Genomic DNA, 21,997 nt, shown 5'->3' on the forward strand with positions numbered 1-21,997 from the left:
CCGCAAAATCAGAACGGCAGTTTGAGGTCGGGTGCAACGCTGAGCAGCTGGCCGCGGAAGACGTCCTGGATGCGGCTGAGCTCTTCTTCGCTGTCGGCCTCGAAGCGCAGTACCAGCACCGGGGTGGTGTTGGAGGCGCGGATCAGGCCCCAGCCCTTGGGATAGTCGACCCGCACACCGTCGAGGGTGATCAGGTTGGCTTCGCCCCATTTGGCGTCGCGTTGCAGGGCGTCCATGATGGTGAATTTGCTTTCCTCTGTCACCGTGATGTTGATCTCCGGCGTCGAGATATCGCAGGGGAAGGCGGCAAACACCTGTTCGGCGTCACGCTTGTCCTGACTGAGGATCTCCAGCAGGCGTGCAGCACTGTAGATGCCGTCGTCGAAGCCGAACCAGCGTTCCTTGAAGAAGATGTGGCCGCTCATCTCGCCGGCCAGCAGCGCGCCGGATTCCTTCATCTTCTTCTTGATCAGCGAATGGCCGGTCTTCCACATCACCGGGCGGCCGCCATAGCCGCTGATCAGCGGGGTCAGGCGGCGGGTGCATTTGACGTCGAAGATGATGTCGGCGCCTGGATTGCGCGAAACCACGTCCTTGGCGAACAGCATCAGCAGGCGGTCCGGGTAGATCATGGTGCCGGCGTTGGTCACCACGCCGACGCGATCGCCGTCGCCGTCGAAGGCCAGGCCCAGATCAGCCTTCTCGGATTTCACCTTGGCGATCAGGTCGACCAGGTTCTCCGGCTTGCCGGGATCGGGGTGGTGATTGGGGAAGTTGCCGTCGACCTCGCAGTACAGCGGGATCACGGTGCAACCCAGGGCCTCGATCAGCTTGGGCGCGATGACGCCGGCCACACCGTTGCCGCAGTCGACCACCACCTTCATCGGCTTGGCCATGGCGATGTCGCTGCGGATCTGCTCGAAGTAACGCTCCAGTACATCGACCTGTTCGACCTTGCCGACACCGCTGGACAGGTCGTTGGTCTCGATCCGCTTGCGCAGCACCTGGATCTGCTCGTTGGCCAGGGTGTCTCCGGCGATGACGATCTTGAAGCCGTTGTAGTCCGGCGGGTTGTGGCTACCGGTGAGCATCACCCCGGACTTGCCGGCGAGGATGTTGGCCGCGTAATAGAGCACCGGCGTCGGCACCATGCCGATGTCGCTGACGTCGCAGCCGCTGTCGAGCAGGCCCTGGATCAGGTGCTGGACCAGCTCCGGGCCGGACAGGCGACCGTCGCGGCCGACGGAAACGTTGGGTTCACCCTTGGCGAGGCTCTCGGACCCGATGGCGCGGCCGACCCAGTACGCGGTTTCGGTGGTCAGGCTGTCGCCGACAACGCCACGGATGTCGTAGGCGCGGAAGATACTGGCGGGCAAGTTCGGGGCTTTGGCGCTGCTCATTGCGGTTTCTCGCTCCTTGGTGTCGAGGCCGAAGATGTCCTGGTCCTCGTCGAGAATGTCGATGTCGAGAATATCGGTCTCCGGCAGGGGCGGAGCGACGTACTCGGTAGGTTTGGCGGGCCGTACGGCGGGGGCCGCGGCAGGTGCCTGAGTCGGAGCCGATCCGGCGGGGCGGACGGGCAGTCGGACCATGTTCCTGGCCAGTGCGTCGAGGACCGGCAGGCTCAAGGCCGGTATTTGGATGGTCTTGCCCGTGGAGAGTTCCTGCAGCAGGCGACTGATCCGCAGCACGTCTTCGCGCAGCTTGCGTTGCTGGCTGCCGAGCACCAGTTGCAGGCCGATCAGTACGCCGGCCAGTGCCAGCAGCGCCGCGGCGATCAGGTGCAGGGGCGTCAGCATGGCCGGCGCGGCTTCGCTGCCCGGAACGTAGCTCAGCGTCCAGTTGGAATTGCCGCTGGGCAGTGTCAGGGCCGTGGCATTGCCCGGGGTGCCGCGCTGCAGCAGCACTTGCTCCGGTGCGCCGGCGAATTGCTGGCTCAACCGCAGTTGCCCGGCGCCGGCGGGCAGCGTCGGGAGGCCGGCGAGGAGGCGTTCGAGGTCAGTCACCAGCAGCAGCGTGCCGCGAATCGCCTGCTGACCTTCGCCGCGCAGGGCGACGGCGCTGTACAGCAGCCAGCGGTTGTCGACCTTGTACGCTTCGGGGGCGGGCGCCTGGCCGGCTTCCGCACGCTGCAGCAGATCGAGCGCGGCGAAGTTCAGCGGTCCCGGGCGGCTGGTGTCGGGTACGGCGCGGCCGCGGACATTCAGATGCGCGTCGACCACGCCGGGCAGGTCCAGCAGGCGCTGCTCGGCATCGCGTCGACGCTCACCGTCGCCACGCAGCGCGTCGACCAGCATCAGTCGCTCCGTCACCGCCTGGGTATCGCCCTGCAGCTGACGCAGCGCTTGCTGCAGCGCGCTGGCCTGGCTCTGGCCCCAGGCGCTGGCCAGCTGCGTCCGTTGCTCCTGCTCGGCATTCTGCAGGCCCAGCCAGAGCAGCGCTGCCGCTGCGCCGAGGCCGATCAGGCAGCTCGCCAGGCCACCGAGCAAGGGTTTGATGTTGATGCCGCTGCGCTTGCTGCGGGTCTCGGCCGGGTTCAGTACGCCTGAATCCTTGGCGGTGCGCTTGAAGAGTGCCATGAAGCTCCTCGGATCATCCTGAAAGAAGTAAGCGGGGGTATCGCTCAGTGGCTGCCGGAGTGGCCGAATCCGCCGGCGCCGCGATCACTGCTGTCGAAGCTGTCGACCAGTTCGAAACGCGCCTGCACCACCGGCACCAGCATCAGCTGCGCGATGCGCTCGCCGACGGCGATGGTGAATGCGCTCTGGCCGCGGTTCCAGCAGGACACCATCAGCTCACCCTGGTAGTCCGAGTCGATCAGCCCGACCAGGTTGCCGAGCACGATGCCGTGCTTGTGGCCGAGGCCCGAACGCGGCAGGACCAGCGCGGCCAGGGTCGGGTCGGCGATGTGGATGGCCAGGCCGGTGGGGATCAGCAGGGTCTGGCCGGGTTCCAGGACGGTGTCCTGTTGCAGCATGGCGCGCAGGTCGAGACCGGCCGAGCCAGGTGTGGCGTATTCGGGCAGTGGGAAGTCCCGACCGAGGCGCGGGTCGAGGATCTTGGCTTGGAGTGCGTGCATGTCAGGACTCTTTGTAGCGCTCGGCGATGAAGGCTACCAGCGCACGGGCAATATGCCCCTTGCTGGCCTGGCCGAAGCGGGTTTCGTGCTGTTGGCGGTCGATCACGCTGACCGCGTTGTCTTCGCTGTTGAAGCCGATGCTGGGGTTGGCCACGTCGTTGGCGACGATCAGGTCGAGGTTCTTGTCGCGCAGCTTGCGGGCGGCATATTCGAGAAGATTCTCGGTCTCCGCGGCGAAGCCGACGCAGAACGGGCGATCCGCACGGCCTGCGAGGGTGGCGAGGATGTCCGGGTTGCGCACCATCTGCAGCAGCAGGCCATCGCCAGTGCTGGGGTCTTTCTTCAGTTTATGGGGTGCCACCACTTCCGGACGGTAATCGGCGACGGCTGCCGCGGCGATGAGGATGTCGCAGGGCATCGCCGCTTCGCAGGCCGCGAGCATGTCACGGGCACTGACGACGTCGATGCGCTGCACACGATCGGGAGTGGGCAGGAACACCGGGCCGGTCACCAGGGTGACCCGCGCGCCGGCTTCGGCAGCGGCCTCGGCGAGGGCGAAACCCATTTTTCCCGAGCTGTGGTTGGTGATGTAGCGCACCGGGTCGATGTTTTCCTGGGTGGGGCCGGCAGTGATCAGCAGATGCTTGCCGGTCAGCATGCCGGTCTCGAAGCAGTCGGCGGCGGCGCGCGCCAGCTCCTCGGCTTCGAGCATGCGCCCCATGCCGATGTCGCCGCAGGCCTGGCTGCCAGAGCCGGGTCCGAACAGGCGAATGCCACGTGCCAGCAGCTGCTCACGATTGGCCTGGGTAGCGGGGTCGGCCCACATGGCCTGGTTCATGGCCGGTGCCAGGGCGACCGGGGCGTTGGTCGCCAGCACCACGGTGGTCAGCAGATCATTGGCGACGCCCTGAGCAAGGCGGGCCATGAGGTCGGCGGTGGCCGGCGCGATCAGCACGAGGTCTGCCCAGCGAGCCAGTTCGATGTGCCCCATGGCCGCTTCCGCCGCGGGGTCGAGCAGGTCCAGGTGGACGGGATGGCCGGAGAGCGCCTGCAGGGTGAGGGGAGTGATGAACTCGCGCCCGCCCTGGGTCATCACCACCCGGACTTCGGCGCCATGGTCGCGCAGGCGGCGGACCAGTTCGGCGCTCTTGTAGGCGGCGATGCCGCCGCCGACGCCCAGGACGATGCGTTTACGATACAGCCGCTGCATAGGCCTGCCTTGTTATCTGGTAGGGATGTCCGGAGTGAGAACCAGGTCTGAAGTTGCCCGGTGCCCCGGAAAAATGACGGGCTAAGATAGCACAGCGCCCATAGCGGAAAAGTGAGCCTGCTCGACAGGGAGATGACATGAGCATACGTGACTGGCCGGCGTCGGAGCGGCCGCGGGAGAAGCTTCTCGATCAGGGCGCGGCCGCGCTTTCCGATGCCGAATTGCTGGCGATATTCCTGCGCACCGGCGTCGCCGGAAAGAGCGCGGTGGACCTGGCTCGCTACCTGCTCGCCGAGTTCGGCAGCCTGCGCGCGTTGCTGGAGGCGGATCTCGATCAGTTCAGCGCACACCTGGGGCTTGGACCGGCCAAGTTCGCCCAGTTACAGGCCGTGCTGGAGATGGGGCGCCGGCACCTGGCCGAACGGCTGCGCCGCGATTCGGCACTGGAATCGCCGCAGGCGGTACGCGATTACCTCAAGGCGCGCCTGCGCCACGAACCGCACGAGCTGTTCGGCTGCCTGTTTCTCGACGCCAAGCACCGGGTCCTGGCCTTCGAAGTGTTGTTCCACGGCACCATCGATGGCGCCAGCGTCTATCCGCGGCAGGTGGTCAAGCGTGCCCTGGCGCAGAACGCGGCGGCGGTGATCCTCACCCACAATCACCCGTCCGGTGTGGCCGAGCCGAGCCAGGCCGACCGTCAGCTGACCCAGCGGCTGAAAGACGCCCTGGCGCTGATCGACGTGCGGGTGCTCGATCATTTCATCGTCGGTGACGGCGAGCCGCTGTCGATGGCCGAATATGGCTGGATGTGAGCGTCGCTACGCCAGCAGCGGTACCAGCAGCAGCGGACCGAGCACCAGCAAAACGAAGCGGCCGTTCCAGCCGAAGGCGATGCGCCACGGGGAGATCCCCGCGTGGCGCGCCAGCATCAGCGCCGATGGCCCATAGGGCGACAGCAGCATCGCCAGAGAAAAGCCCACCAGCAGCGCCACCGCCGGCTGCATCACCGCGACGCCGTGGCCCGCCAGCTGGGCCAGCAGTGCGGCGCACAGGCTCAGCGAGATGATCGGCGCGACACCCAGCAGCGCCAACGCGATGATGGCGAGCATGCCGATGGCGCCGAGGCCGAACAGCGCCAGGGGCGTACTGCTGAAATGACCTGCCAGACGTTCGACCGGAATCAGGATGGCGGTCAGCCCGCCCAGCAAGGCGGAGCAGGCGAAGATGAAAGTCTCGTTACGCATTCCGGCAAGGGTGTCACGTACCTCGCCGTAGACGGCGGTTGGCGAGCCGCCCTGGTGCAGTAGCAGGCCGATCACGGCGAGCGGCACCAGCAGCATCGCTGCCTGGGTCGCTGACAGCCAGGTCTGGCTGGCCAGCAGAGCGATCAGCGCAATGCCCAGGAGGCTGCCATACAGCAGCCTGCGCAGCTCACCGGCTGGCGCGGGCGGCCGTTCGCTGCCCATCTGCAGTTGATGCAGCCGGTGATTGTCAATCGTCCAACCGACCACTAGCAGGATTGCCGCACAGAGCAGCCCGAACGGCAGCAGTGCGCTCCAGCTGAGCCCCGGCAGCTCGCGAGTGAGGATCGCCACGGCAACGCTGGTGGGCGCCAGCAGAGGCACCAGGGCGAAGCCGCGCAGTGCCGTGACCATCACCCCGCGGGCGCCCTCGCGCCGCTGTGCCGGACTGTAGCCGCGGCCGTCCAGATGACGTTCCAGCGAGCCGCAGACCAGGTTGAGCATGCCGAAGCTCAGCACCGAACTGATGGCGAAGGTGCTCAGCAGATAGCTCGGGTAGAGGCGCCGGCGCGGTTGTCGCAGCAGCAAGCGGTGCAGCTCGCCCAGTTGTGGCAGCCGCTTGACTGCGCAGTGCGCGAGCCCCAGCGCGCCGATGAACGCGCCGTAATAGGCAGCGGCAGCCAGCATCCGCTGCGCTTGTTCCCAGCTGGGCGTGCCAAGCAGCAACCAGTAGGCGAGCAGGCCGAGCGTGACCAGCCCCAGCCGGCGCGGGTAGGGCATCAGCGAGCGCCAGTGCCAGAGGAAGAACAGTACCAGCAGGGCGCCGCTGATCACGCTCGGCCATTGCAGGCGGGAGACCAGCGCGAACAGCTCGCAGGCGAGCGCCAGTGGCAGCAGGGCCAGCATCGGTCAGGGCAGCTCGCTGCGCAGCTTGCCGCGCTGGTAGACGCCTTCACCAAAGGCCAGCAGGCGATCTTGCTCGTCCAGCAGGTCGCAGCTGGCCATGAATACCTTGTGCCCGGAGGAGCGGCAGCGTGCCACCGCGCGGATGCGGCTGCCGGCTGGCGCCGGTGCGCTGAAGTTGACGTTCATCGACAGGGTGGTCGCCACGCGGCGCTGGTCCGCCTGCTCGGTCCAGGTGCCGCACAGGCCCATCGCCACGTCGAGCAAGGTTGCGCTGACGCCGCCGTGCAGGTTGCTGGCGTTGTTCAGGTGGCGCGGCTGCAGCAGCAGTTCGATCACCACCCGCTCGGGGCCGTACTCGGTCAGGCGGCAGCCGAGATCCTGAAAGAAGCCGGTTATGGAGGCTTCGACCTGCTGGCGTGAATGCTCGGACATAAGGGCGTATCGGTAGGAAGTTGCGCCGCAGAGTGGCAGCCTTTAGCCTGCTGGTCAATCTGACGGAATGCCATTCCGCACTGCGGAATATGCGGTGTGTGAGGAGGGTTTGGGATGTTCGAACGTATCGGAATCATCGGTGCCGGCGCCATGGGGCGGGGCATCGCTCAGCTGTTTGCCAGCGCGGGCAAGCAGGTGTGGCTCTACGATGCGCGCGGCGAGTCGGTCGCCGAGGCGCTGCGTTTCAATCGCGAGCTGCTGGAGCGCAGCCTGGCCAAGGGCCGCCTGAGCGCCGAGGCGCTCGACGCAACCCTGGCGCGGATGCGGCCGGCGTCGACGTTGCAGGAGCTGGCCGGTTGCGACCTGCTGATCGAGGCCATCGTCGAGAATCTCGAGGCCAAACAGGCACTGTTCGTCGAGCTGGAGGCGCTGGTTGCCGAGGACGCGGTACTGGCGACCAATACCTCGTCACTGTCGGTCACGCGGATCGCCGCGGCCTGCCGGCACCCGCAGCGGGTGGCCGGTTTTCATTTCTTCAACCCGGTGCCGTTGATGAAGCTGGTGGAAGTGGTGCGCGGCGAGCGCAGCGATCCGCAGGTGATCGAGCGGCTGGTCAAGCTGGCCGAAGAGGCCGGGCATTTCCCTGCGATCACACCCGATACTCCCGGTTTTCTGGTCAACCATGCCGGTCGCGCCTACAGCACCGAGGCGCAGCGCATCCTCGCCGAGGGCATCGCTGATGCCGAGCAGATCGACCGCATCCTGCGCGACGGCCCGGGCTTTCGCATGGGGCCGTTCGAACTGTTCGACCTCACCGGCCTGGACGTCTCTCACGCCGTGATGGAGTCGGTGTACCAGCAGTTCTACCAGGACCCACGCTATACGCCGTCCTACCAGGCCGCGCAGCGGGTCGCCGCCGGTCTGCTCGGGCGCAAGAGCGGCCAGGGCTATTACCGCTACGACAATGGCCAGCAGATGCGAACGCCGGCGCCGGCCCTCGAGCCAGTCTCGGTCGACCGACCGTTCTGGCTGGACAGCCAGGACGCCGAGCTGCGCGGTTGGCTGGCAGCCTTGCTGGGCCAGACGGGTGCGCAGCTGGAGTCGGGTGAGACGCCGTCGGAACGGGCCATCTGCCTGATCACTCCTTTGGGTGAGGACGCCAGCTCGATGATCGCGCGTCTGGGTTTGCCGGCGGCGCGTTGCGTCGCCTACGACCTGTTTTGCGATCGCGAACGGCGGCACGTGCTGATGCGTACGCCTGCGCTCGACCCCGCGCTGGAAGCCCAGGCGCGGCAGGCGCTGGGTGGCGACGGCGTGCCGGTGGAGGTGATCAACGATTCGCCGGGGTTCGTCAGTCAGCGCGTCGTGGCCAGCATCGTCAACCTGGGCTGCGAGATCGCGCAGAAGGGCATCGCCGATCCGCATACGCTGGACCGGGCGATTACCTTGGCGCTGGGCTACCCGAAGGGACCGCTGGGTTTCGCCGAGCATTATGGTGCGGCGCGCGTCCTCGCCATTCTCGAGGCGATGCAGGCCTGCTATGGCGGTGAGGCGCGCTACCGGCCGAGCCCCTGGCTGCGCCGGCGGGTACAGCTCGCGCTGCCCCTGAGCGCGCCGGAGCGGGCGTCGGCACCCTAGTTGTCGAGGCGACCGGAGGCGCGCGGTGGCGCCTTCAGTTTGTCCGGCCGCGGCCGTTAAGCCTGGGGTGAGCCTTCGATAACGGCACGGTGCTACTAAGGCACTACTGTTCTTTGTCGGAGGCTGTGGGTACAACGTCGGATCAATCCGACAAGAACAAGAGGCCCGTCCATGAGCCCCGCCAACCGCCACCCCAAGGCCATCGTGTTCCATGTAGCGCTGATCGTCGGTCTGCTGCTCATGCATTACTGGCTGGCCCCGCCTCTGCTGTTGACGGCGCTGTTGCTGCTCGCCGCGGCGCTATGGCCCTGGTTCACCTTCTGGGGCGCGGCAGACGACGGCGCGACGGCTGCCGATACGCCGCCGGCGTTCAGTGAGCTGACCAAGAATCTGTCGCGCAACACCTGCCACAACGCGCTTTCCGCCGCTCAGGTCGCTTTCAGCGCCGAGCAGCTGGCCAGCCGCCTGCAGTCGCAGCTCAAGGCGGTGAGCGAAATCGCCAACGGTGCCGAGGCGATTGCGGCCACCGAGCAGGACAGCGCCGAGCGCGCCCGACACACGCTGGATGCCGCGCAGTCGGTGCGCCAGCGCAGCGATGCCGGCCAGGCCGAGTTGCAGCGCGCCATCGAGCGGATGCAGCAGCTCAGCGCGCAGACCCATGCCAGTCGCGAGCTGATCGACGGCCTGTCCGCCCGCACCGAAGAGATTCGCCGGATCACCGACGTGATCCAGTCCATTGCCAGCCAGACCAATCTGCTCGCGCTCAACGCAGCCATCGAGGCCGCCCGCGCCGGCGAGGCGGGGCGCGGGTTTGCCGTGGTGGCCGACGAGGTGCGCAGCCTGGCGGCGCGTACCTCCAGCGCTACCGAAGAAGTGGGGCGCATGGTGGCCGACATTCGCCAGCAGAGCGAAGCGGTGGTCAGCTACATCCAGCGCCAGGCCAACGAGTTGGACGCCGCCGCCGAGCAGATCGCCACCACCGGCGAGCAGCTCAGCGGCATCGCCGGGCTGGCCGGCAGCGTCGAGTCCCAGGTGGAGCAGATCACCACCGGCACCGCCGACAACCATCAGCGCCTGACCGGGCAGTTCGTCGCCCTCGACCAGCTGCGCGCCGACGCACTGGACAGCGAGAAACAGACCCGCCAGCTGGAGCAGGCCGCCGAGCGGCTGGTGGCCCAGGCCGAGAGTGCCAGCGAGCAGCTCGCCGAGGTGCAGCTGGACGACTATCACCAGGCCATGTTCGACCTGGCGCGGCAGGGCGCTGCGGCCATCGCCGAGCGGTTCGAGGCGGACATCCAGGCCGGGCGGGTCAGCCTGGATGATCTCTTCGATCGCAACTACCGGGCGCTGCCCAATACCGACCCGGTGAAGTACCAGACGCGCTTCGACAAGTATGCCGACGAGGTTCTGCCAGCGATCCAGGAGCCGCTGCTGCAGCGGCATCCGGCACTGGTCTACGCCATCGCGACGACCCCGGAAGGCTATGTGCCGACCCACAACCGGGCCTTCAGCCAGCCGCCGGTGGGCAATCCGGAGATCGATCGGGTCAAGAGCCGCAGCAAGCGGCTGTTCAACGATCGCACCGGCGGCCGCTGCGGCAGTCATCAGCGGCGCCTGCTGTTGCAGACCTACAGTCGCGACACCGGCGAGCTGATGCATGATCTGTCGGTGCCGATCATGGTTCGCGGGCGCCACTGGGGTGGGCTGCGGCTGGGCTATCGCCCCGAGCAATAAGGCCGATCCCGAGGTTGGCGCGATCGCCCTGGCCCTGTGCAGCTGCACGGGCCAGGAAGCGACTAAGCTTGCTCGCTACTGGTTCTGCGGAGATGCAGCCGATGAAGACGCTCACCGATCACCTCGCGCAATACGCGGCCTACCACCGCGACCCGCGCAACCTGCTCACCCATTTCGTTGGCATTCCCCTGATCGTGGTGGCCGTGGCCGTGCTGCTGTCGCGCCCCGGCATCGCCTGGGCGGGCCTGTGGCTCAGTCCGGCGGCGCTGGTGTCGCTTGTCGCCGCGCTGTTCTATCTGCGTCTGGACCTGCGCTACGGCATGCTGATGAGCGCCGTGCTGGCGCTCTGCCTGTGGCTGGGTGCGCTGACCGCCGGAGCGGGCACGGCGCTCTGGCTGGGTATCGGCGTTGGGCTGTTCGTAGTGGGCTGGATCATCCAGTTCGTCGGCCACTATTTCGAGGGGCGCAAGCCGGCGTTCGTCGACGACCTCAGCGGGCTGATCATCGGGCCGCTGTTCGTCGCGGCCGAGCTCGGCTTCATGCTCGGGTTGCGCGAGCCGCTGCGCCTCGCCATCGAGGCGCGGGTCGGGCCGGTGCGTCTGCGCCACTCGGCCGCTCACGGCTGAGGGTCCTCAGGGCTTGGCGGCCATCCACTGGTCGCTGAGGCTGCGCGTATGGCGGTCGACCATGATCGGCGCGAACGGGCGGCCCGAGGCGGTGGTGAGGTTGTTGCTGGCGCTGTTCATGTCCTGCAGCGCCACCCGGAGGAAATCCCAGCGGGTCTTGAGCTTGGCCAACAGCGGGTCGCGCTTGCCGTCCAGCTCGGCGAGCTGGGCGTCGATGGCCGGCACCAGGTGGCGCTCATCCTGGCCGAGGTAGGTATCCGGCTGTTCGCGGGCGATCTCGAAGGAGCCGATATAGGCGCGGCTGAGGTATTGCACGGCAAGGTATTCGACCTTGGCCGGCAGTTCGGCCTGGCTGTCGGCGCCCTGCTGGGCGCGCACGGCCGTGAGGAAATCGCGTAGCGCCTTGCTCATCTGCAGCGGAAAGCCCCAGGGCATGTCGTCTTCGGCGGTGCCGAAGCTCGCACCTTCGCGAAGCCGGGCCAGCAGTTCCTGATGGCTTTCGCGTAATGCGCTGGTGGGGTTGGGTACCTGCATCAGGGCGGCGTTCAGCGCCCGCAGATCGTCTTCCAAGCGCAGCAGGTGTGCCTTCTGAAACCCTTCGCCACGGTAGAGCAGCAGGCTGCTGGTGGCGCGGTTGGCGTGAATCTGCATGTTCTGCAGCGGGGTGGTCGGCTCGGCAGCCTCGGTGAGGCCGGGCAGCATGCCGAGGATCAGCAATAACCAGAAGCGAGTGAAACGGTCCATTGTCGTGCTCCTTTTTTATTTTTATAGAAGCGATGCGTGCGTGGCAGCAGCATTCCTGAGCCTAACGGACCACTGGCTATCTGGTATCACCCCAAAGAATGATTTGCAGGGGGAGGACAGAAGGGCGGAGATGTGCTGCAGCTGACGCGCCGGCAGGTACTCGCTGCGCAGTCACCGGCGGCAGGGCGGTCCAGAGCGGATGCTAGAGCATCTTCTCCAGTCCGATCACGTCGGCGAACCAGGCGTTGAAGCGTCGCCAGAGCCCGCCGGGCTCCTTCTCCAGCACGCGCAGGCGACCGCCGTCCTCGGCGATCCAGACCAGCTGCTGGCGCCCGTCGCGCTCCTCCAGGCGTACCTCGTAGCTGAGCGCGGGCGACATGCCCTCCAGGGTCAGGCGATGGACCTCGCGGGCCAGCTCATGGCTTTCCACCAGCACGCCGACTTCGCTGTTCCAGAGCACCGAGCGCGGATCGAAATTCAGCGAGCCAATGAACACCTTTTCCTGATCGAACACTGCCGCCTTGCTGTGCAGGCTGGATTCGGACTCGCCGAGAAAGCTGTAGGACGGCTCCTGTTGCGGCTGCCGGCGCAGCTCGAACAGGCGCACGCCGTGCTCCAGCAGCTCGCGGCGGTAGGGTGCATAACCCCCATGCACGGCCGGCACGTCGGTCGCCTCCAGCGAATTGGTGAGGATGCGTACCGTCACCCCCGCACCGGCGCGCTCGGCCAGGTATTCCACGCCACTGGCGGTCGGCACGAAGTAGGCCGATATCAGTGTCAGCTCGCGGCTCACCGCCTGCATGGTCGGTGCCAGCTGAGTGGTCAGCAGCAGCGAGGTGGCCGGTATGCCCTCGGCGAGCAGCTTCTCCGGGGCATCCCACATCGCCTCGCCGGGTGCCCATATGAGCTCGTCGAGCCATTGCTGCAACTGCGGCTCCTGTTTGTACTGCATCAGCCGCTGATACTGCTCGCTGTTGTCCTGCCGCGCCTGCTGCAGGTAGTCGCGCAGTTGCCGGCGGGCCTTGTCCAGGCCGCTGGCCTTCGGTTGCCACCAGAGAAAGCGTTGGATCGGCACGCTCAGCTGATTGTTCCAGTACTCGTCGAAACTCCGCGCCAGCTGCTCGGCCACCGGGCCGGCGCCAAGCAGGTCGATGTCGGTGAAGTTCATCGCCTGGTCGGCCTCGAAGTACTCGTCCCCCAGGTTGCGCCCGCCAACGATGGCCAGGCTGCCGTCGACCAGCATGAGCTTGTTGTGCATGCGCCGATGCTGCAACGACAGGTGCAGCAGGCGGCCCATGGTTCGGGTAATCGCGTTGCTGCGGCCCAGGTGCAACGGGTTGAAGACGCGGATCTGGACGTTGGGATGGGCGGCGAGGGCGCCGATGCGGTAGTCCTGGCCGTCGCTGGTGGTGTCGTCCAGCAGCAGGCGTACACGAACGCCACGGTCGGCCGCCTGCAGCAGCTCGTCGATGAGTGCGCGGGTGGTCAGGCCGTCATGGACGATGTAGTACTGCACGTCCAGGCTGAGCTGGGCGGCGCGGATCATTTCGCTGCGGGCCGTGAAGGCCTCGGTGCTCTCGGCCAGCAGGCGAAAGCCGGAGTAGCCGTCCGGCTGGGAGGCAGCGAGCTGCTGTATCCGCCGGCCGAGGGGAGAGGCGTCCGGGGCGACCGAGTAGGACTCGGTCGGGGCTGGATGGCTGGCGCAACCGGCCAGCAGCACGAGCAGCAACAGCGCCAGATAGGCGCGCAAGGTTTCTCCGGGTCTGCATCCATTCATTCCATGCTTGGACGCTGCGCTTCGTCGGAAAATTCAGAAGCGATCCTTCAGCCGATACCAGAGCATGCCCATGGCCAGCAGCGGCGAGCGCAGCAGGCGGCCACCGGGAAAGGTCGGGTGCGGCACCTTGGCGAACAGATCGAAGCCATGGCTCTGCTGCGCCGTGATGGCTTCGGCCAGCAGGCGACCGGCCAGATGAGTGGCATTCAGCCCGTGCCCGGAATACGCCTGGGCGTAGAACACGTTGGGCTGCTCGGGCAGGCGCCCGATCTGCGGCAGGCGATTGGCGCCGATGCCGATCATGCCGCCCCACTGGTAGTCGATGCCGATGCCGATCAGCTGCGGGAACACCTCGAGCATTTTCGGCTGCATGTAGGCCGCAATGTCTTTCGGGTCGCGGCCCGAATAGTGGCAGGCGCCGCCGAACAGCAGACGTCCGTCGGTCGAGAGACGGAAGTAGTCGAGCGCCACGCGCTGGTCGCAGACTGCCGTATTCTGCGGCAGCAGTTCGCGGCACAGCGGTTCGGGCAGGCGCTCGGTGGCGATGATGTAACTGCCGGCCGGCAGCACCTTGCCGGCGAGCTTCGGCTGCAGGCCGTTGAGATAGGCGTTGCAGGCGAGCACCAAGGTTTCTGCCTGCACCACGCCATCGGCCGTGTGGACCTTGACCTGCGGGCCATACTCGATGCGTTCGACCTTCGACTGCTCGAACAGGCGTACGCCCAGCGACTGCGCCGCGGCCGCCTCGCCAAGCGCCAGATTCAGCGGGTGCAGGTGCCCGGAGCCCATATCCAGCAGGCCGCCGAGGTAACGCTGCGAGCCGATCACGGTGGCCAGGTTCGGTCGCGATACCCGTTGCAGCGGATGCGGATAACCCAGGCGCAGCAGGTCGGAATAGTCTTCGTCGAAGCCCTTGAGGTGACGCGGCTTGGTTGCCAGGTCGCAATAACCCCAGGTCAGGTCGCAATCGATGGCATAGCGTTCGATGCGCTGGCGAACGATCTCCACCGCCTCGAAGCCCATGCGCTTGAGCTCATCCACACCCTCTTCGCCGAGGATGTTGGTGAACTGCTCGACATCATGGCCGACGCCGCGGATCAGCTGGCCGCCGTTGCGCCCGCTGGCGCCCCAGCCGATGCAGTGCGCTTCCAGCAGGATGACGCTGAGCCCGCGTTCGGCCAGTTCGATGGCGGTATTGAGGCCGGAGAAGCCGCCACCGACGATGCACACGTCGGCCCGCTGTTCGCCCTGCAGGGGCTCGAAGGACAGCTCGCGGTTGACGCTCGCGGCATAGTAGGAAGGTGCATGGTCGCCGGTGTTCGAAGCGGATGCACGATGATTCACTGAAGTGTCATGAAAGGTCTGCATCTTTCTAGGGTAGACCGGAGCGGTGCCGCGGGGCAAAGGCGAGCTGGACCGACGGTGCGACGACTTGCTTGTCGCGGTACGTCCGGATGCACATCCGGAGGCTCTAGTCCGGGACCGGCAGGTCGAGGGACTCCTTGATCTCTTCCATCACGATATAACTCTTCGATTCCCGCACGTGGGGCAGCTTCAGCAGGATGTCGCCAAGCAGCTTGCGGTAGGAAGCCATCTCCGAAATGCGCGCCTTGACCAGGTAATCGAAATCACCGGACACCAGATGGCACTCCAGCACATGGGGTAGCTTGAGCACCGCGCGGCGGAATTCCTCGAAAATGTCGCCGGACTTGTACGCCAGGCTGATCTCGACGAATACCAGTAGCCCCGCCTTCAGATACTGCGGGTTCAGCCGCGCCGAATAGCCCATGATGATGCCCTCGCGCTCAAGGCGCCGGACCCGCTCGGTGCAGGGCGTGGTGGACAGGCCGACCCGCTCGCCCAGTTCGGTGAACGGCAGACGCCCCTCGGCTTGCAGGATGCGCAGGATATGACGATCGATCTTGTCCAGTTCGCGTCGGGTCTGATGGCGAGTTCTCAAGGGAAATACGCTCCAAATAAAGCGGCTCTGGCGTGAATTAAGGCCAAAGATAGCTTTTTATATGGTGAATAACACTGCTTCAGCCTTTTTATACTCCGAACAGTGAATCCGGAAAAGCCTGTTCGAGCGGGCGGGAGGCTGCAATGCGTGTACTGGTACTGGGTAGCGGAGTCGTCGGCACCGCCAGCGCCTACTATCTGGCGCGGGCCGGTTTCGAGGTGGTTGTGGTCGATCGGCAACCGGCCGTGGCAATGGAAACCAGCTTCGCCAATGCCGGCCAGGTGTCGCCGGGTTATGCCTCTCCCTGGGCCGCGCCGGGTGTGCCGCTGAAGGCGATGAAGTGGCTGCTGCAGCGTCATGCGCCGCTGGCCATCAAGCTTACCGGTGATATCGACCAGTATCTGTGGATGGCGCAGATGCTGCGCAACTGCACTGCGGCGCGTTATGCGGTGAACAAGGAGCGCATGGTGCGATTGTCCGAGTACAGTCGCGACTGCCTCGACGAGCTGCGCGCCGAAACCGGTATCGCCTACGAAGGGCGCCAGCTCGGTACCACGCAGCTGTTCCGCACTCAGGCCCAGCTGGATGCAGCGGCCAAGGACATCGCCGTGCTGGAGCGCTCCGGCGTGCCGTACGAACTGCTCGATCGCGCCGGTATCGCACGGGTCGAACCCGCCCTGGCCAAGGTCTCGCACAAGCTCAGTGGGGCCCTGCGTCTGCCCAACGACCAGACCGGTGACTGCCAGCTCTTCACCACCCGTCTGGCGGAGATGGCCCGAGCCCTGGGCGTCGAGTTCCGTTTCGAGCAGAACATCCAGCGTCTGGAACATGCCGGCGACCGCATCGCCGGGGTGTGGATCGACGGCAAGCTGGAAACTGCCGATCGCTACGTGCTGGCCTTGGGCAGCTACAGCCCTCAGATGCTCAAGCCGCTGGGCATCCGCGCGCCGGTCTACCCGCTCAAGGGCTATTCGCTGACCGTGCCGATCAGCGATCCGGCGATGGCGCCGCAGTCCACCGTGCTCGACGAGACCTACAAGGTCGCCATTACCCGCTTCGACCAGCGCATCCGCGTTGGTGGCATGGCGGAGATCGCCGGCCACGACCTGTCGCTCAACCCGCGTCGGCGGGAGACCCTCGAAATGGTGGTGGGCGACCTCTATCCGCAGGGCGGGGATCCGTCCGACGCGGTATTCTGGACCGGCCTGCGACCGGCCACGCCCGATGGCACACCGATCATCGGCGCGACCCCGTATCGCAACCTGTTCCTCAACACCGGTCACGGCACTCTGGGCTGGACCATGGCCTGCGGCTCTGGCCGGGTGCTCGCCGATCTGCTCGCCTCCAAGCGCCCGCAGATCAGCACCGAGGGCCTGGATATCTTCCGTTACGGCAAGCACAAGGAGAATCACAAACATGCCCATCCGGCGGCTGCACACTGAGACGCGCTACAGCGAGGCGGTGATCCACAACGGCGCGGTCTATCTGTCCGGGCAACTGGCCGATGACCTGACCGGAGACATCCGTCAGCAGACCCGCGAGACGCTTGCCAGCATCGAGCGCCTGCTGGACGAGGCGGGCACCAGCAAGGCCCGCCTGCTCTCGGCGACCATCCACCTCAAGGATATCGCGGGCGACTATGCCGGGATGAACGAGGTATGGGACGCCTGGCTGCCCTCGGGCACCGCGCCGGCGCGGACCACCGTTCAGGCACTGATGTACGCCCCTGACGTGCGGGTGGAAATCACGATCGTCGCTGCGATGCCCGACTTGGCAGGCCCGGTACTCTGAACATCGGCCGCGTGCCGCGCGACGAGCCGCCCGGTACGCGTGTTGTAAATTCTGAACGCCATTGCCATCATAAGCCCCCTTATCGCTTCGCTCTTGAAAGGGGGCTCCCGTATTGGACGTCGGTGTTCGACTGCAAACCATCCGCAAGCTCAAGGGCCTGTCCCAGCGCGAACTCGCCAAGCGCGCCGGCGTCACCAACAGCACCATTTCCATGATCGAGAAGAACAGCGTCAGCCCGTCCATCAGCTCGCTGAAAAAGGTGCTGAGCGGCATTCCGATGTCGCTGGTGGAATTCTTTTCCCCTGACTTCGATCAGGACAGCGATACCCAGGTGGTCTACAAGGGCAGCGAACTGATCGATATTTCCGACGGCGCGGTGAGCATGAAGCTGGTGGGCAAGGCGCACCCCGGTCGTGCCATCGCCTTTCTCGACGAAACCTATCCGCCGGGCTCCGATACCGGCATGGACATGCTGTCGCACCAGGGTGAAGAGGCCGGCATGCTGGTCGAGGGGCGCCTGGAGCTGACGGTGAGCGGCCAGGTCTACGTGCTGGAAAGCGGCGACAGCTATTACTTCGAGAGCAGCAAGCCGCATCGTTTCCGCAATCCGTTCGATGTGCCGGCGCGGCTGATCAGCGCCACCACACCGGCGAATTTTTAACGCGACCAGCGCGTCTCGTTCGAAAGTTCGATGCGACAAAGCGTCGCTGAGAATAGCTGGGCCTTTCGTATTGTTTCAGCCGGCATGGCTTGCCGGTATACTGATCGCCGCTCGCGATACCGTGGCCGCGGGCGTGTCTAGCCACAATGAGGGTGTAAGGTGAACCTGATTAAGAAGATCCTGGTAGCACAGACTGCCGTATTGGCCCTGTGGGCAATGAGCGCTCAGGCTGCGACCGACGAAGCAATCGCCGAGCGCCTCAAGCCGGTGGGCGAAGTATGTATCCAAGGTGAAGAGTGCGCAGCCGCTGGTGCCGGTGCTGCCGCAGCCGCCGGTGGTGCAGCTCGCAGCGGTTCCGACGTGTATGGCAAGTTCTGCACTGCCTGCCATGGCTCCGGTCTGTTGAACGCACCGAAGACCGGTGACAGCGCCGCCTGGTCCGCCCGTGCCGACGCTGCCGGTGGTCTGGACGGCCTGCTCAAGCACGCCATCAGCGGCATCAACGCCATGCCGCCGAAGGGCACCTGTGGCGACTGCTCCGATGACGAGCTGAAGGCCGCCATCCAGCACATGTCCGGCCTCTGATCGAGCGCTGCGTCATCAGCAAAGCCGCCTCCGGGCGGCTTTGTCGTTTCTGGAGGGAGCAAAGCGCGGCTGCCTCGAGTCGAAACCGATAGGCCGATCGGCCTGACTCATCGACCCGAGCAGGAGGCCCCGCATGCCCAGTACCGCGCCGCATCCCGAACTGCTGCAGCTCTGTAGTGACGGGCGCACGCCCAACAGCCCGCACCCGGTGCTGATCTATCGCCAGCTACCCTTGGCGGGGCCGAGCCCGGCCGAGGCGTTCGAGCGATTGTTCGACAGCCATCTGTGGCCCTCCGCCTGGCGCGGAACGGTTTACGACTACCACCATTACCATTCCACCGCCCACGAAGTGCTCGGCGTGGCCAGCGGCTGGGCGCGGCTGATGCTCGGCGGGGAGAAAGGCGAGGAAGTCGAGCTGCGTGCCGGCGATGCGCTGGTATTGCCTGCCGGTACTGGCCATTGCGCACTGGAGGCCAGCGAGGATTTTCAGGTGGTAGCCGGTTATCCGCTGGATCAGCAGTACGACATGCAGCGCCCCGATGCGGCCAGCCATGATGCCTCGCGGGCACGCATCGCCCGCGTCGGCGTGCCCGTCAGCGATCCGCTGGCCGGCACGCAGGGCGCACTGGTGACGCTCTGGCGCGGGGAGGCCGCGCCTGTCAGCCGATGAGTCGGCGCAGGTCGCGCTCAGTCGATGAACTGCACGGCACCGTCGGCCAGCGAGGCGACCCGGGCGAGTGACTCGACGCGGTAGCCAGCCTCTTCCAGTTCCTTGCGACCGGTCTGGAAGGATTTCTCGATGACGATGCCGAGACCGGCGATGCTCGCACCGGCCTGGTTGATGATCGAGATCAGACCCTTGGCGGCTTTGCCGTTGGCCAGGAAGTCGTCGATGATCAGCACGCGATCGTTGGCAGACAGGTGCTGCGTCGATACAGCGATGGTGCTTTCCACCTGCTTGGTAAACGAATAGACGGTCGCGGTGAGCAGGTTGTCATGCAGGGTCAGCGACTGATGCTTGCGGGCGAAGATCACCGGTACGCCCAGCTCCAGGCCGGCCATCACGGCCGGTGCGATGCCCGAGGCCTCGATGGTGACGATCTTGGTGATCCCGTCATCGCGGAAGCGACGAGCGAATTCTCGGCCGATGGCCTGCATCAGCACCGGGTCGATCTGGTGATTGAGGAACGCGTCGACCTTGAGAACCCGGTCGGAAAGCACGATGCCATGACTGCGAATCTTATCTTTCAGCTGTTCCACGAACGCTACCTCAAGCGTGGGCGGCCGCGGCTTGCCTGACGCTCGGCGCGGTGGCGCTTCTGCCGTCACTGCGTTTCGCAGCCTGGAAAAGCCGCGCATTCTCGCTCAATTCGCGGCGCCGATCCAAGGGCGACGTTCAGCTGAGCGGTTCGATCGACAGGCGGCGAAAGCGCACGGCCTCGCCATGGTGCTGCAGCACGATGTGGCCGGCGGTGGCCTGTGCATACAACGGCTTGTCGGCGAACTTGCTGGTCCGAATCTGCATGCGCAGATCCGGGTCATCCAGGCGATAAGAAAGCACCATGCGGTTGTCCAGCCAGTGTTCGACGTCCGCGTCGCGAACCACCAGCGCGCCTTCCATGAAACTGCCCGGTTCGATCGGCGTTTCCTGCTGCGTTGCCCGCAGGCCGTACAGGGCGCCGTTGCGTGTGGTCGGCTCGGCGCCGTCGGGATGCACGGCATCGTCCAGCAGCTGCATTTCCGGCCCGCTGTGCCAGGCAAGTTCGGCGGCCTCGTCGACGCGGTAGAACACCCCGGAGTTGCCGCCGACCGGCAGCGCGTATTCGAAACGCAGGATGAAGTTCGCGTAGCGCTCGCGGGATATCAGGTCGATCCGCGGCGCACCGACGATGGCGCACAGCTGCTCCTCGTCGCGGTACCAGCTGCCCTCGGGAAAATCGTCACCGTGCCAGGCACGCCACTGTGTTGCGTCGAGAATCATGCGTCGCTCCTATCCGAACAGTTGCTGCTTGCGCCGCAGCCAGCGGTAGCCGTACGGACCCAGCCGCAGCTGGAGCGGGGTGCCCTCGGGCTGCCCGTAGTCGCAGTCGGCGAGTACATCGACCATGTCCTGCAGGTCGTCGTCGGTGATCGTCACGGTGGTCTCGCGGTCCGCCAGATTCACCAGCATCAGCACCGTGGAATCGTTGTCGTGGCGAATGGCGAACACGCTCGGGTCGTCCACCTCCACCGTGCGCCGCTTGCCGATGCCGATCTCGCGCAGGCCGATGCGGGTGCGGATCATGTTGCCGGTGCGCGCCATCAGTGAGTCGCTGCGCAGGGTCTGGGCGAATACGTTGACCCTGTCGAAGGCGAAGGGCCCTTCATCGATCACCGGGGCGATCAGCCGTTGCGCGTCGATGCAGGAGAAGCCGGCGTTGGGCTCGTTGGACCACTGCATCGGCGTGCGCACCGCCAGCCGTTCCGGGCGCTCGAGATCGTCGCCCATGCCGATTTCCTCGCCGTAGCGGATGATCGGCGTGCCGGGCAGGGAGAAGAGCAGGGCGTGGGTGGCGGCGATGCGTCGCTCGTCGCCGTCGAGCATGGGCGCCAGGCGTCGGCGAATACCGCGGTTGTAGGCGCGCATGTTCTGGTCGGGGGCAAAGGTATCCAGCACCTCGTTGCGCTCATCCTCCTCCAGCCGGTCGAGGCTCAGCTCGTCGTGGTTGCGAATCCACAGGGCGTATTGCGAATGGCTGGGTGGCAGCGGCTGGCTGTTCAGCGCGCGACAGAGCGGCTCGGCCTGCTGCCTGGCGAGGGCGAGGAACAGATGGTTGTTGACCCAGAAGTCCAGCAGCAGGGTGACGCGGTCGGCCTCGTCACCGAAGTACTCGATGTACTTCTCCGGATCGGTATCGATCTCGCCGAGCAATACGGTCTCCGGGCGGCGCATGGTGACGAAGTCGCGCATGTGTTCCAGCAGCCAGTAACCCTGGCGCAGGTCGCCACCGCCGGCCTGGCGCACCATGTGCACCGCGGCGTCGATGCGAAAGCCCGACACGCCCAGGCGTAGCCAGAACGACATGATCCGCTCGATCTCGTGGATCACCCGCGGGTTGGTCAGGTTCAGGTCCGGCTCATGCTTGTAGAACAGATGGCGATAGTACTGGCCGGCCTGCTCGTCCCAGGTCCAGACGCTGTCTTCGACCGTGGGAAAGATCGGCTCGATGGCGTCGTCCGGCTCGTCGGCCCAGATGTAGTAGTCGCGATAGGGCGAGTCGCGGTCGCGGCGCGCTTCCTGGAACCAGCGGTGTTCGCTGGAGGTATGCTGCACGACCAGCTCGATGATCACGTGCAGACCCAGCTCCTCGGCCTTCTCCAGCAGGGCGACGATGTCGGCCAGGTCGCCGAAGCGCTCGGCCACCTGCAGATGGTCGCTGATGTCGTAGCCGGCATCCTCGAATGGCGACTGGTAGAAGGGCATGAGCCAGATCGCGGTGCAACCGAGGCCGCGAATGTAGTCGAGGCGCTCGGTGATGCCGCGCAGATCGCCGCAGCCATCGCCGTTGCTGTCACGGAACAGCGAGGGGTCGATCTGATAGATCACCGCGTTGCGGTACCAGAGTGGGCGCAT

21 protein-coding genes are annotated in these 21,997 nt (G+C 66.0%); 9 read left to right on the top strand and 12 right to left on the bottom strand.

The genetic code is table 11. The annotated features are described in order from the left end of the window. Positions 1-8 precede the first annotated feature (8 nt). The 3 genes from PSTAB_RS22085 to coaBC are packed head-to-tail and all read right to left on the bottom strand — an operon-like array spanning position 9 to position 4,289. Entirely contained in the window at positions 9-2,579 is a 2,571-nt protein-coding gene (locus tag PSTAB_RS22085) for a phosphomannomutase/phosphoglucomutase (RefSeq protein ID WP_013981596.1), read from the bottom strand. A 44-nt stretch (positions 2,580-2,623) separates the two neighbouring features. Further along, complete coding sequence (dut, locus tag PSTAB_RS02525; RefSeq protein ID WP_011911706.1) at positions 2,624-3,079, bottom strand: dUTP diphosphatase; 456 nt, start codon at positions 3,077-3,079, stop codon at positions 2,624-2,626. Between the two features lies 1 nt (position 3,080). Continuing rightward, positions 3,081-4,289 carry a bifunctional phosphopantothenoylcysteine decarboxylase/phosphopantothenate--cysteine ligase CoaBC gene (coaBC, locus tag PSTAB_RS02530; RefSeq protein WP_011911707.1) on the bottom strand — a complete coding sequence of 403 codons (1,209 nt, stop codon included), beginning with the start codon at positions 4,287-4,289 and terminating at the stop codon, positions 3,081-3,083. 137 nt (positions 4,290-4,426) lie between these two features. Here coaBC and radC point away from each other — a divergent pair, with 137 nt between their 5' ends. Continuing rightward, on the top strand, positions 4,427-5,101 hold the full coding sequence (radC, locus tag PSTAB_RS02535; RefSeq protein WP_011911708.1) for a RadC family protein: 675 nt from the start codon (positions 4,427-4,429) through the stop codon (positions 5,099-5,101). 6 nt (positions 5,102-5,107) lie between these two features. Here the strand turns inward: radC and PSTAB_RS02540 are convergent, their stop codons facing one another. Together PSTAB_RS02540 and PSTAB_RS02545 are read right to left on the bottom strand one after the other, a co-directional pair. Beyond that, positions 5,108-6,436: a hypothetical protein gene (locus PSTAB_RS02540; protein WP_013981597.1), complete on the bottom strand. Its 1,329-nt coding sequence runs from the start codon at positions 6,434-6,436 to the stop codon at positions 5,108-5,110. A gap of 3 nt (positions 6,437-6,439) precedes the next feature. After that, the gene (locus PSTAB_RS02545) at positions 6,440-6,868 is read right to left on the bottom strand and encodes a PaaI family thioesterase (RefSeq protein ID WP_013981598.1); all 429 of its coding nucleotides are present in this window, start codon (positions 6,866-6,868) and stop codon (positions 6,440-6,442) included. 114 nt (positions 6,869-6,982) lie between these two features. Here PSTAB_RS02545 and PSTAB_RS02550 point away from each other — a divergent pair, with 114 nt between their 5' ends. The 3 genes from PSTAB_RS02550 (at position 6,983) to PSTAB_RS02560 (ending at position 10,866) form a co-directional block, all read left to right on the top strand. Further along, positions 6,983-8,506: a 3-hydroxyacyl-CoA dehydrogenase gene (locus PSTAB_RS02550; protein ID WP_013981599.1), complete on the top strand. Its 1,524-nt coding sequence runs from the start codon at positions 6,983-6,985 to the stop codon at positions 8,504-8,506. 171 nt (positions 8,507-8,677) lie between these two features. Beyond that, on the top strand, positions 8,678-10,240 hold the full coding sequence (locus PSTAB_RS02555; protein WP_013981600.1) for a methyl-accepting chemotaxis protein: 1,563 nt from the start codon (positions 8,678-8,680) through the stop codon (positions 10,238-10,240). A gap of 101 nt (positions 10,241-10,341) precedes the next feature. Continuing rightward, positions 10,342-10,866, top strand: coding sequence for an Mpo1 family 2-hydroxy fatty acid dioxygenase (locus PSTAB_RS02560; protein WP_013981601.1), 525 nt, complete (start codon positions 10,342-10,344; stop codon positions 10,864-10,866). Between the two features lie 6 nt (positions 10,867-10,872). Here PSTAB_RS02560 and PSTAB_RS02565 read toward each other — a convergent pair whose 3' ends face one another. From PSTAB_RS02565 to PSTAB_RS02580, 4 genes are all read right to left on the bottom strand, one after another. Next, positions 10,873-11,610 (bottom strand): hypothetical protein, encoded by a 738-nt coding sequence (locus PSTAB_RS02565; RefSeq protein ID WP_011911714.1) that lies wholly within the window; start codon positions 11,608-11,610, stop codon positions 10,873-10,875. A gap of 202 nt (positions 11,611-11,812) precedes the next feature. Next, positions 11,813-13,360, bottom strand: coding sequence for a phospholipase D family protein (locus tag PSTAB_RS02570; RefSeq protein WP_013981602.1), 1,548 nt, complete (start codon positions 13,358-13,360; stop codon positions 11,813-11,815). A gap of 60 nt (positions 13,361-13,420) precedes the next feature. Continuing rightward, positions 13,421-14,755: an NAD(P)/FAD-dependent oxidoreductase gene (locus PSTAB_RS02575; RefSeq protein ID WP_049790736.1), complete on the bottom strand. Its 1,335-nt coding sequence runs from the start codon at positions 14,753-14,755 to the stop codon at positions 13,421-13,423. Between the two features lie 103 nt (positions 14,756-14,858). Further along, on the bottom strand, positions 14,859-15,347 hold the full coding sequence (locus PSTAB_RS02580) for an Lrp/AsnC ligand binding domain-containing protein (RefSeq protein ID WP_013981604.1): 489 nt from the start codon (positions 15,345-15,347) through the stop codon (positions 14,859-14,861). Positions 15,348-15,490: 143 nt separating this feature from the next. On the opposite strand from PSTAB_RS02580, the gene dadA reads away from it, so the two are divergent. The 5 genes from dadA to PSTAB_RS02605 all read left to right on the top strand — a co-directional run bounded on the left by dadA (position 15,491) and on the right by PSTAB_RS02605 (position 19,054). Further along, positions 15,491-16,789, top strand: a complete 1,299-nt coding sequence (gene dadA / locus PSTAB_RS02585; protein WP_013981605.1) for a D-amino acid dehydrogenase — start codon at positions 15,491-15,493, stop codon at positions 16,787-16,789. Then, positions 16,764-17,138, top strand: coding sequence for a RidA family protein (locus PSTAB_RS02590; RefSeq protein WP_013981606.1), 375 nt, complete (start codon positions 16,764-16,766; stop codon positions 17,136-17,138). Before dadA ends, PSTAB_RS02590 begins: the two co-directional genes overlap by 26 nt. A gap of 112 nt (positions 17,139-17,250) precedes the next feature. Continuing rightward, the gene (locus PSTAB_RS02595) at positions 17,251-17,799 is read left to right on the top strand and encodes a cupin domain-containing protein (RefSeq protein WP_011911718.1); all 549 of its coding nucleotides are present in this window, start codon (positions 17,251-17,253) and stop codon (positions 17,797-17,799) included. Between the two features lie 159 nt (positions 17,800-17,958). Next, on the top strand, positions 17,959-18,384 hold the full coding sequence (locus tag PSTAB_RS02600) for a c-type cytochrome (protein ID WP_011911719.1): 426 nt from the start codon (positions 17,959-17,961) through the stop codon (positions 18,382-18,384). Positions 18,385-18,517: 133 nt separating this feature from the next. Beyond that, positions 18,518-19,054: a cupin domain-containing protein gene (locus PSTAB_RS02605; protein WP_011911720.1), complete on the top strand. Its 537-nt coding sequence runs from the start codon at positions 18,518-18,520 to the stop codon at positions 19,052-19,054. A gap of 17 nt (positions 19,055-19,071) precedes the next feature. Here the strand turns inward: PSTAB_RS02605 and PSTAB_RS02610 are convergent, their stop codons facing one another. The 3 genes from PSTAB_RS02610 to PSTAB_RS02620 form a co-directional block, all read right to left on the bottom strand. Continuing rightward, positions 19,072-19,644: a xanthine phosphoribosyltransferase gene (locus PSTAB_RS02610; RefSeq protein WP_013981607.1), complete on the bottom strand. Its 573-nt coding sequence runs from the start codon at positions 19,642-19,644 to the stop codon at positions 19,072-19,074. A 136-nt stretch (positions 19,645-19,780) separates the two neighbouring features. Then, on the bottom strand, positions 19,781-20,365 hold the full coding sequence (locus PSTAB_RS02615) for a 3-keto-disaccharide hydrolase (protein ID WP_011911722.1): 585 nt from the start codon (positions 20,363-20,365) through the stop codon (positions 19,781-19,783). A gap of 9 nt (positions 20,366-20,374) precedes the next feature. Next, complete coding sequence (locus PSTAB_RS02620) at positions 20,375-21,997, bottom strand: alpha-amylase family protein (protein ID WP_013981608.1); 1,623 nt, start codon at positions 21,995-21,997, stop codon at positions 20,375-20,377.

This window comes from Stutzerimonas stutzeri (assembly GCF_000219605.1).
In the GTDB taxonomy this organism is placed as follows: Bacteria; Pseudomonadota; Gammaproteobacteria; order Pseudomonadales; family Pseudomonadaceae; genus Stutzerimonas; species Stutzerimonas stutzeri.

Bases quoted from the DNA above. Each gene is read 5' to 3' on its own strand.
- PSTAB_RS02590 (WP_013981606.1), top strand. From the start codon at position 16,764: ATGCCCATCCGGCGGCTGCACACTGAGACGCGCTACAGCGAGGCGGTG.
- PSTAB_RS02555 (WP_013981600.1), top strand. From the start codon at position 8,678: ATGAGCCCCGCCAACCGCCACCCCAAGGCCATCGTGTTCCATGTAGCG.
- PSTAB_RS22085 (WP_013981596.1), bottom strand. From the start codon at position 2,579: ATGGCACTCTTCAAGCGCACCGCCAAGGATTCAGGCGTACTGAACCCG.
- PSTAB_RS02545 (WP_013981598.1), bottom strand. From the start codon at position 6,868: ATGTCCGAGCATTCACGCCAGCAGGTCGAAGCCTCCATAACCGGCTTC.
- PSTAB_RS02620 (WP_013981608.1), bottom strand. From the start codon at position 21,997: ATGCGCCCACTCTGGTACCGCAACGCGGTGATCTATCAGATCGACCCC.
- dut (WP_011911706.1), bottom strand. From the start codon at position 3,079: ATGCACGCACTCCAAGCCAAGATCCTCGACCCGCGCCTCGGTCGGGAC.
- PSTAB_RS02540 (WP_013981597.1), bottom strand. From the start codon at position 6,436: ATGCTGGCCCTGCTGCCACTGGCGCTCGCCTGCGAGCTGTTCGCGCTG.
- PSTAB_RS02560 (WP_013981601.1), top strand. From the start codon at position 10,342: ATGAAGACGCTCACCGATCACCTCGCGCAATACGCGGCCTACCACCGC.
- PSTAB_RS02575 (WP_049790736.1), bottom strand. From the start codon at position 14,755: ATGCAGACCTTTCATGACACTTCAGTGAATCATCGTGCATCCGCTTCG.
- PSTAB_RS02565 (WP_011911714.1), bottom strand. From the start codon at position 11,610: ATGGACCGTTTCACTCGCTTCTGGTTATTGCTGATCCTCGGCATGCTG.
- radC (WP_011911708.1), top strand. From the start codon at position 4,427: ATGAGCATACGTGACTGGCCGGCGTCGGAGCGGCCGCGGGAGAAGCTT.
- coaBC (WP_011911707.1), bottom strand. From the start codon at position 4,289: ATGCAGCGGCTGTATCGTAAACGCATCGTCCTGGGCGTCGGCGGCGGC.
- dadA (WP_013981605.1), top strand. From the start codon at position 15,491: ATGCGTGTACTGGTACTGGGTAGCGGAGTCGTCGGCACCGCCAGCGCC.
- PSTAB_RS02550 (WP_013981599.1), top strand. From the start codon at position 6,983: ATGTTCGAACGTATCGGAATCATCGGTGCCGGCGCCATGGGGCGGGGC.
- PSTAB_RS02605 (WP_011911720.1), top strand. From the start codon at position 18,518: ATGCCCAGTACCGCGCCGCATCCCGAACTGCTGCAGCTCTGTAGTGAC.
- PSTAB_RS02615 (WP_011911722.1), bottom strand. From the start codon at position 20,365: ATGATTCTCGACGCAACACAGTGGCGTGCCTGGCACGGTGACGATTTT.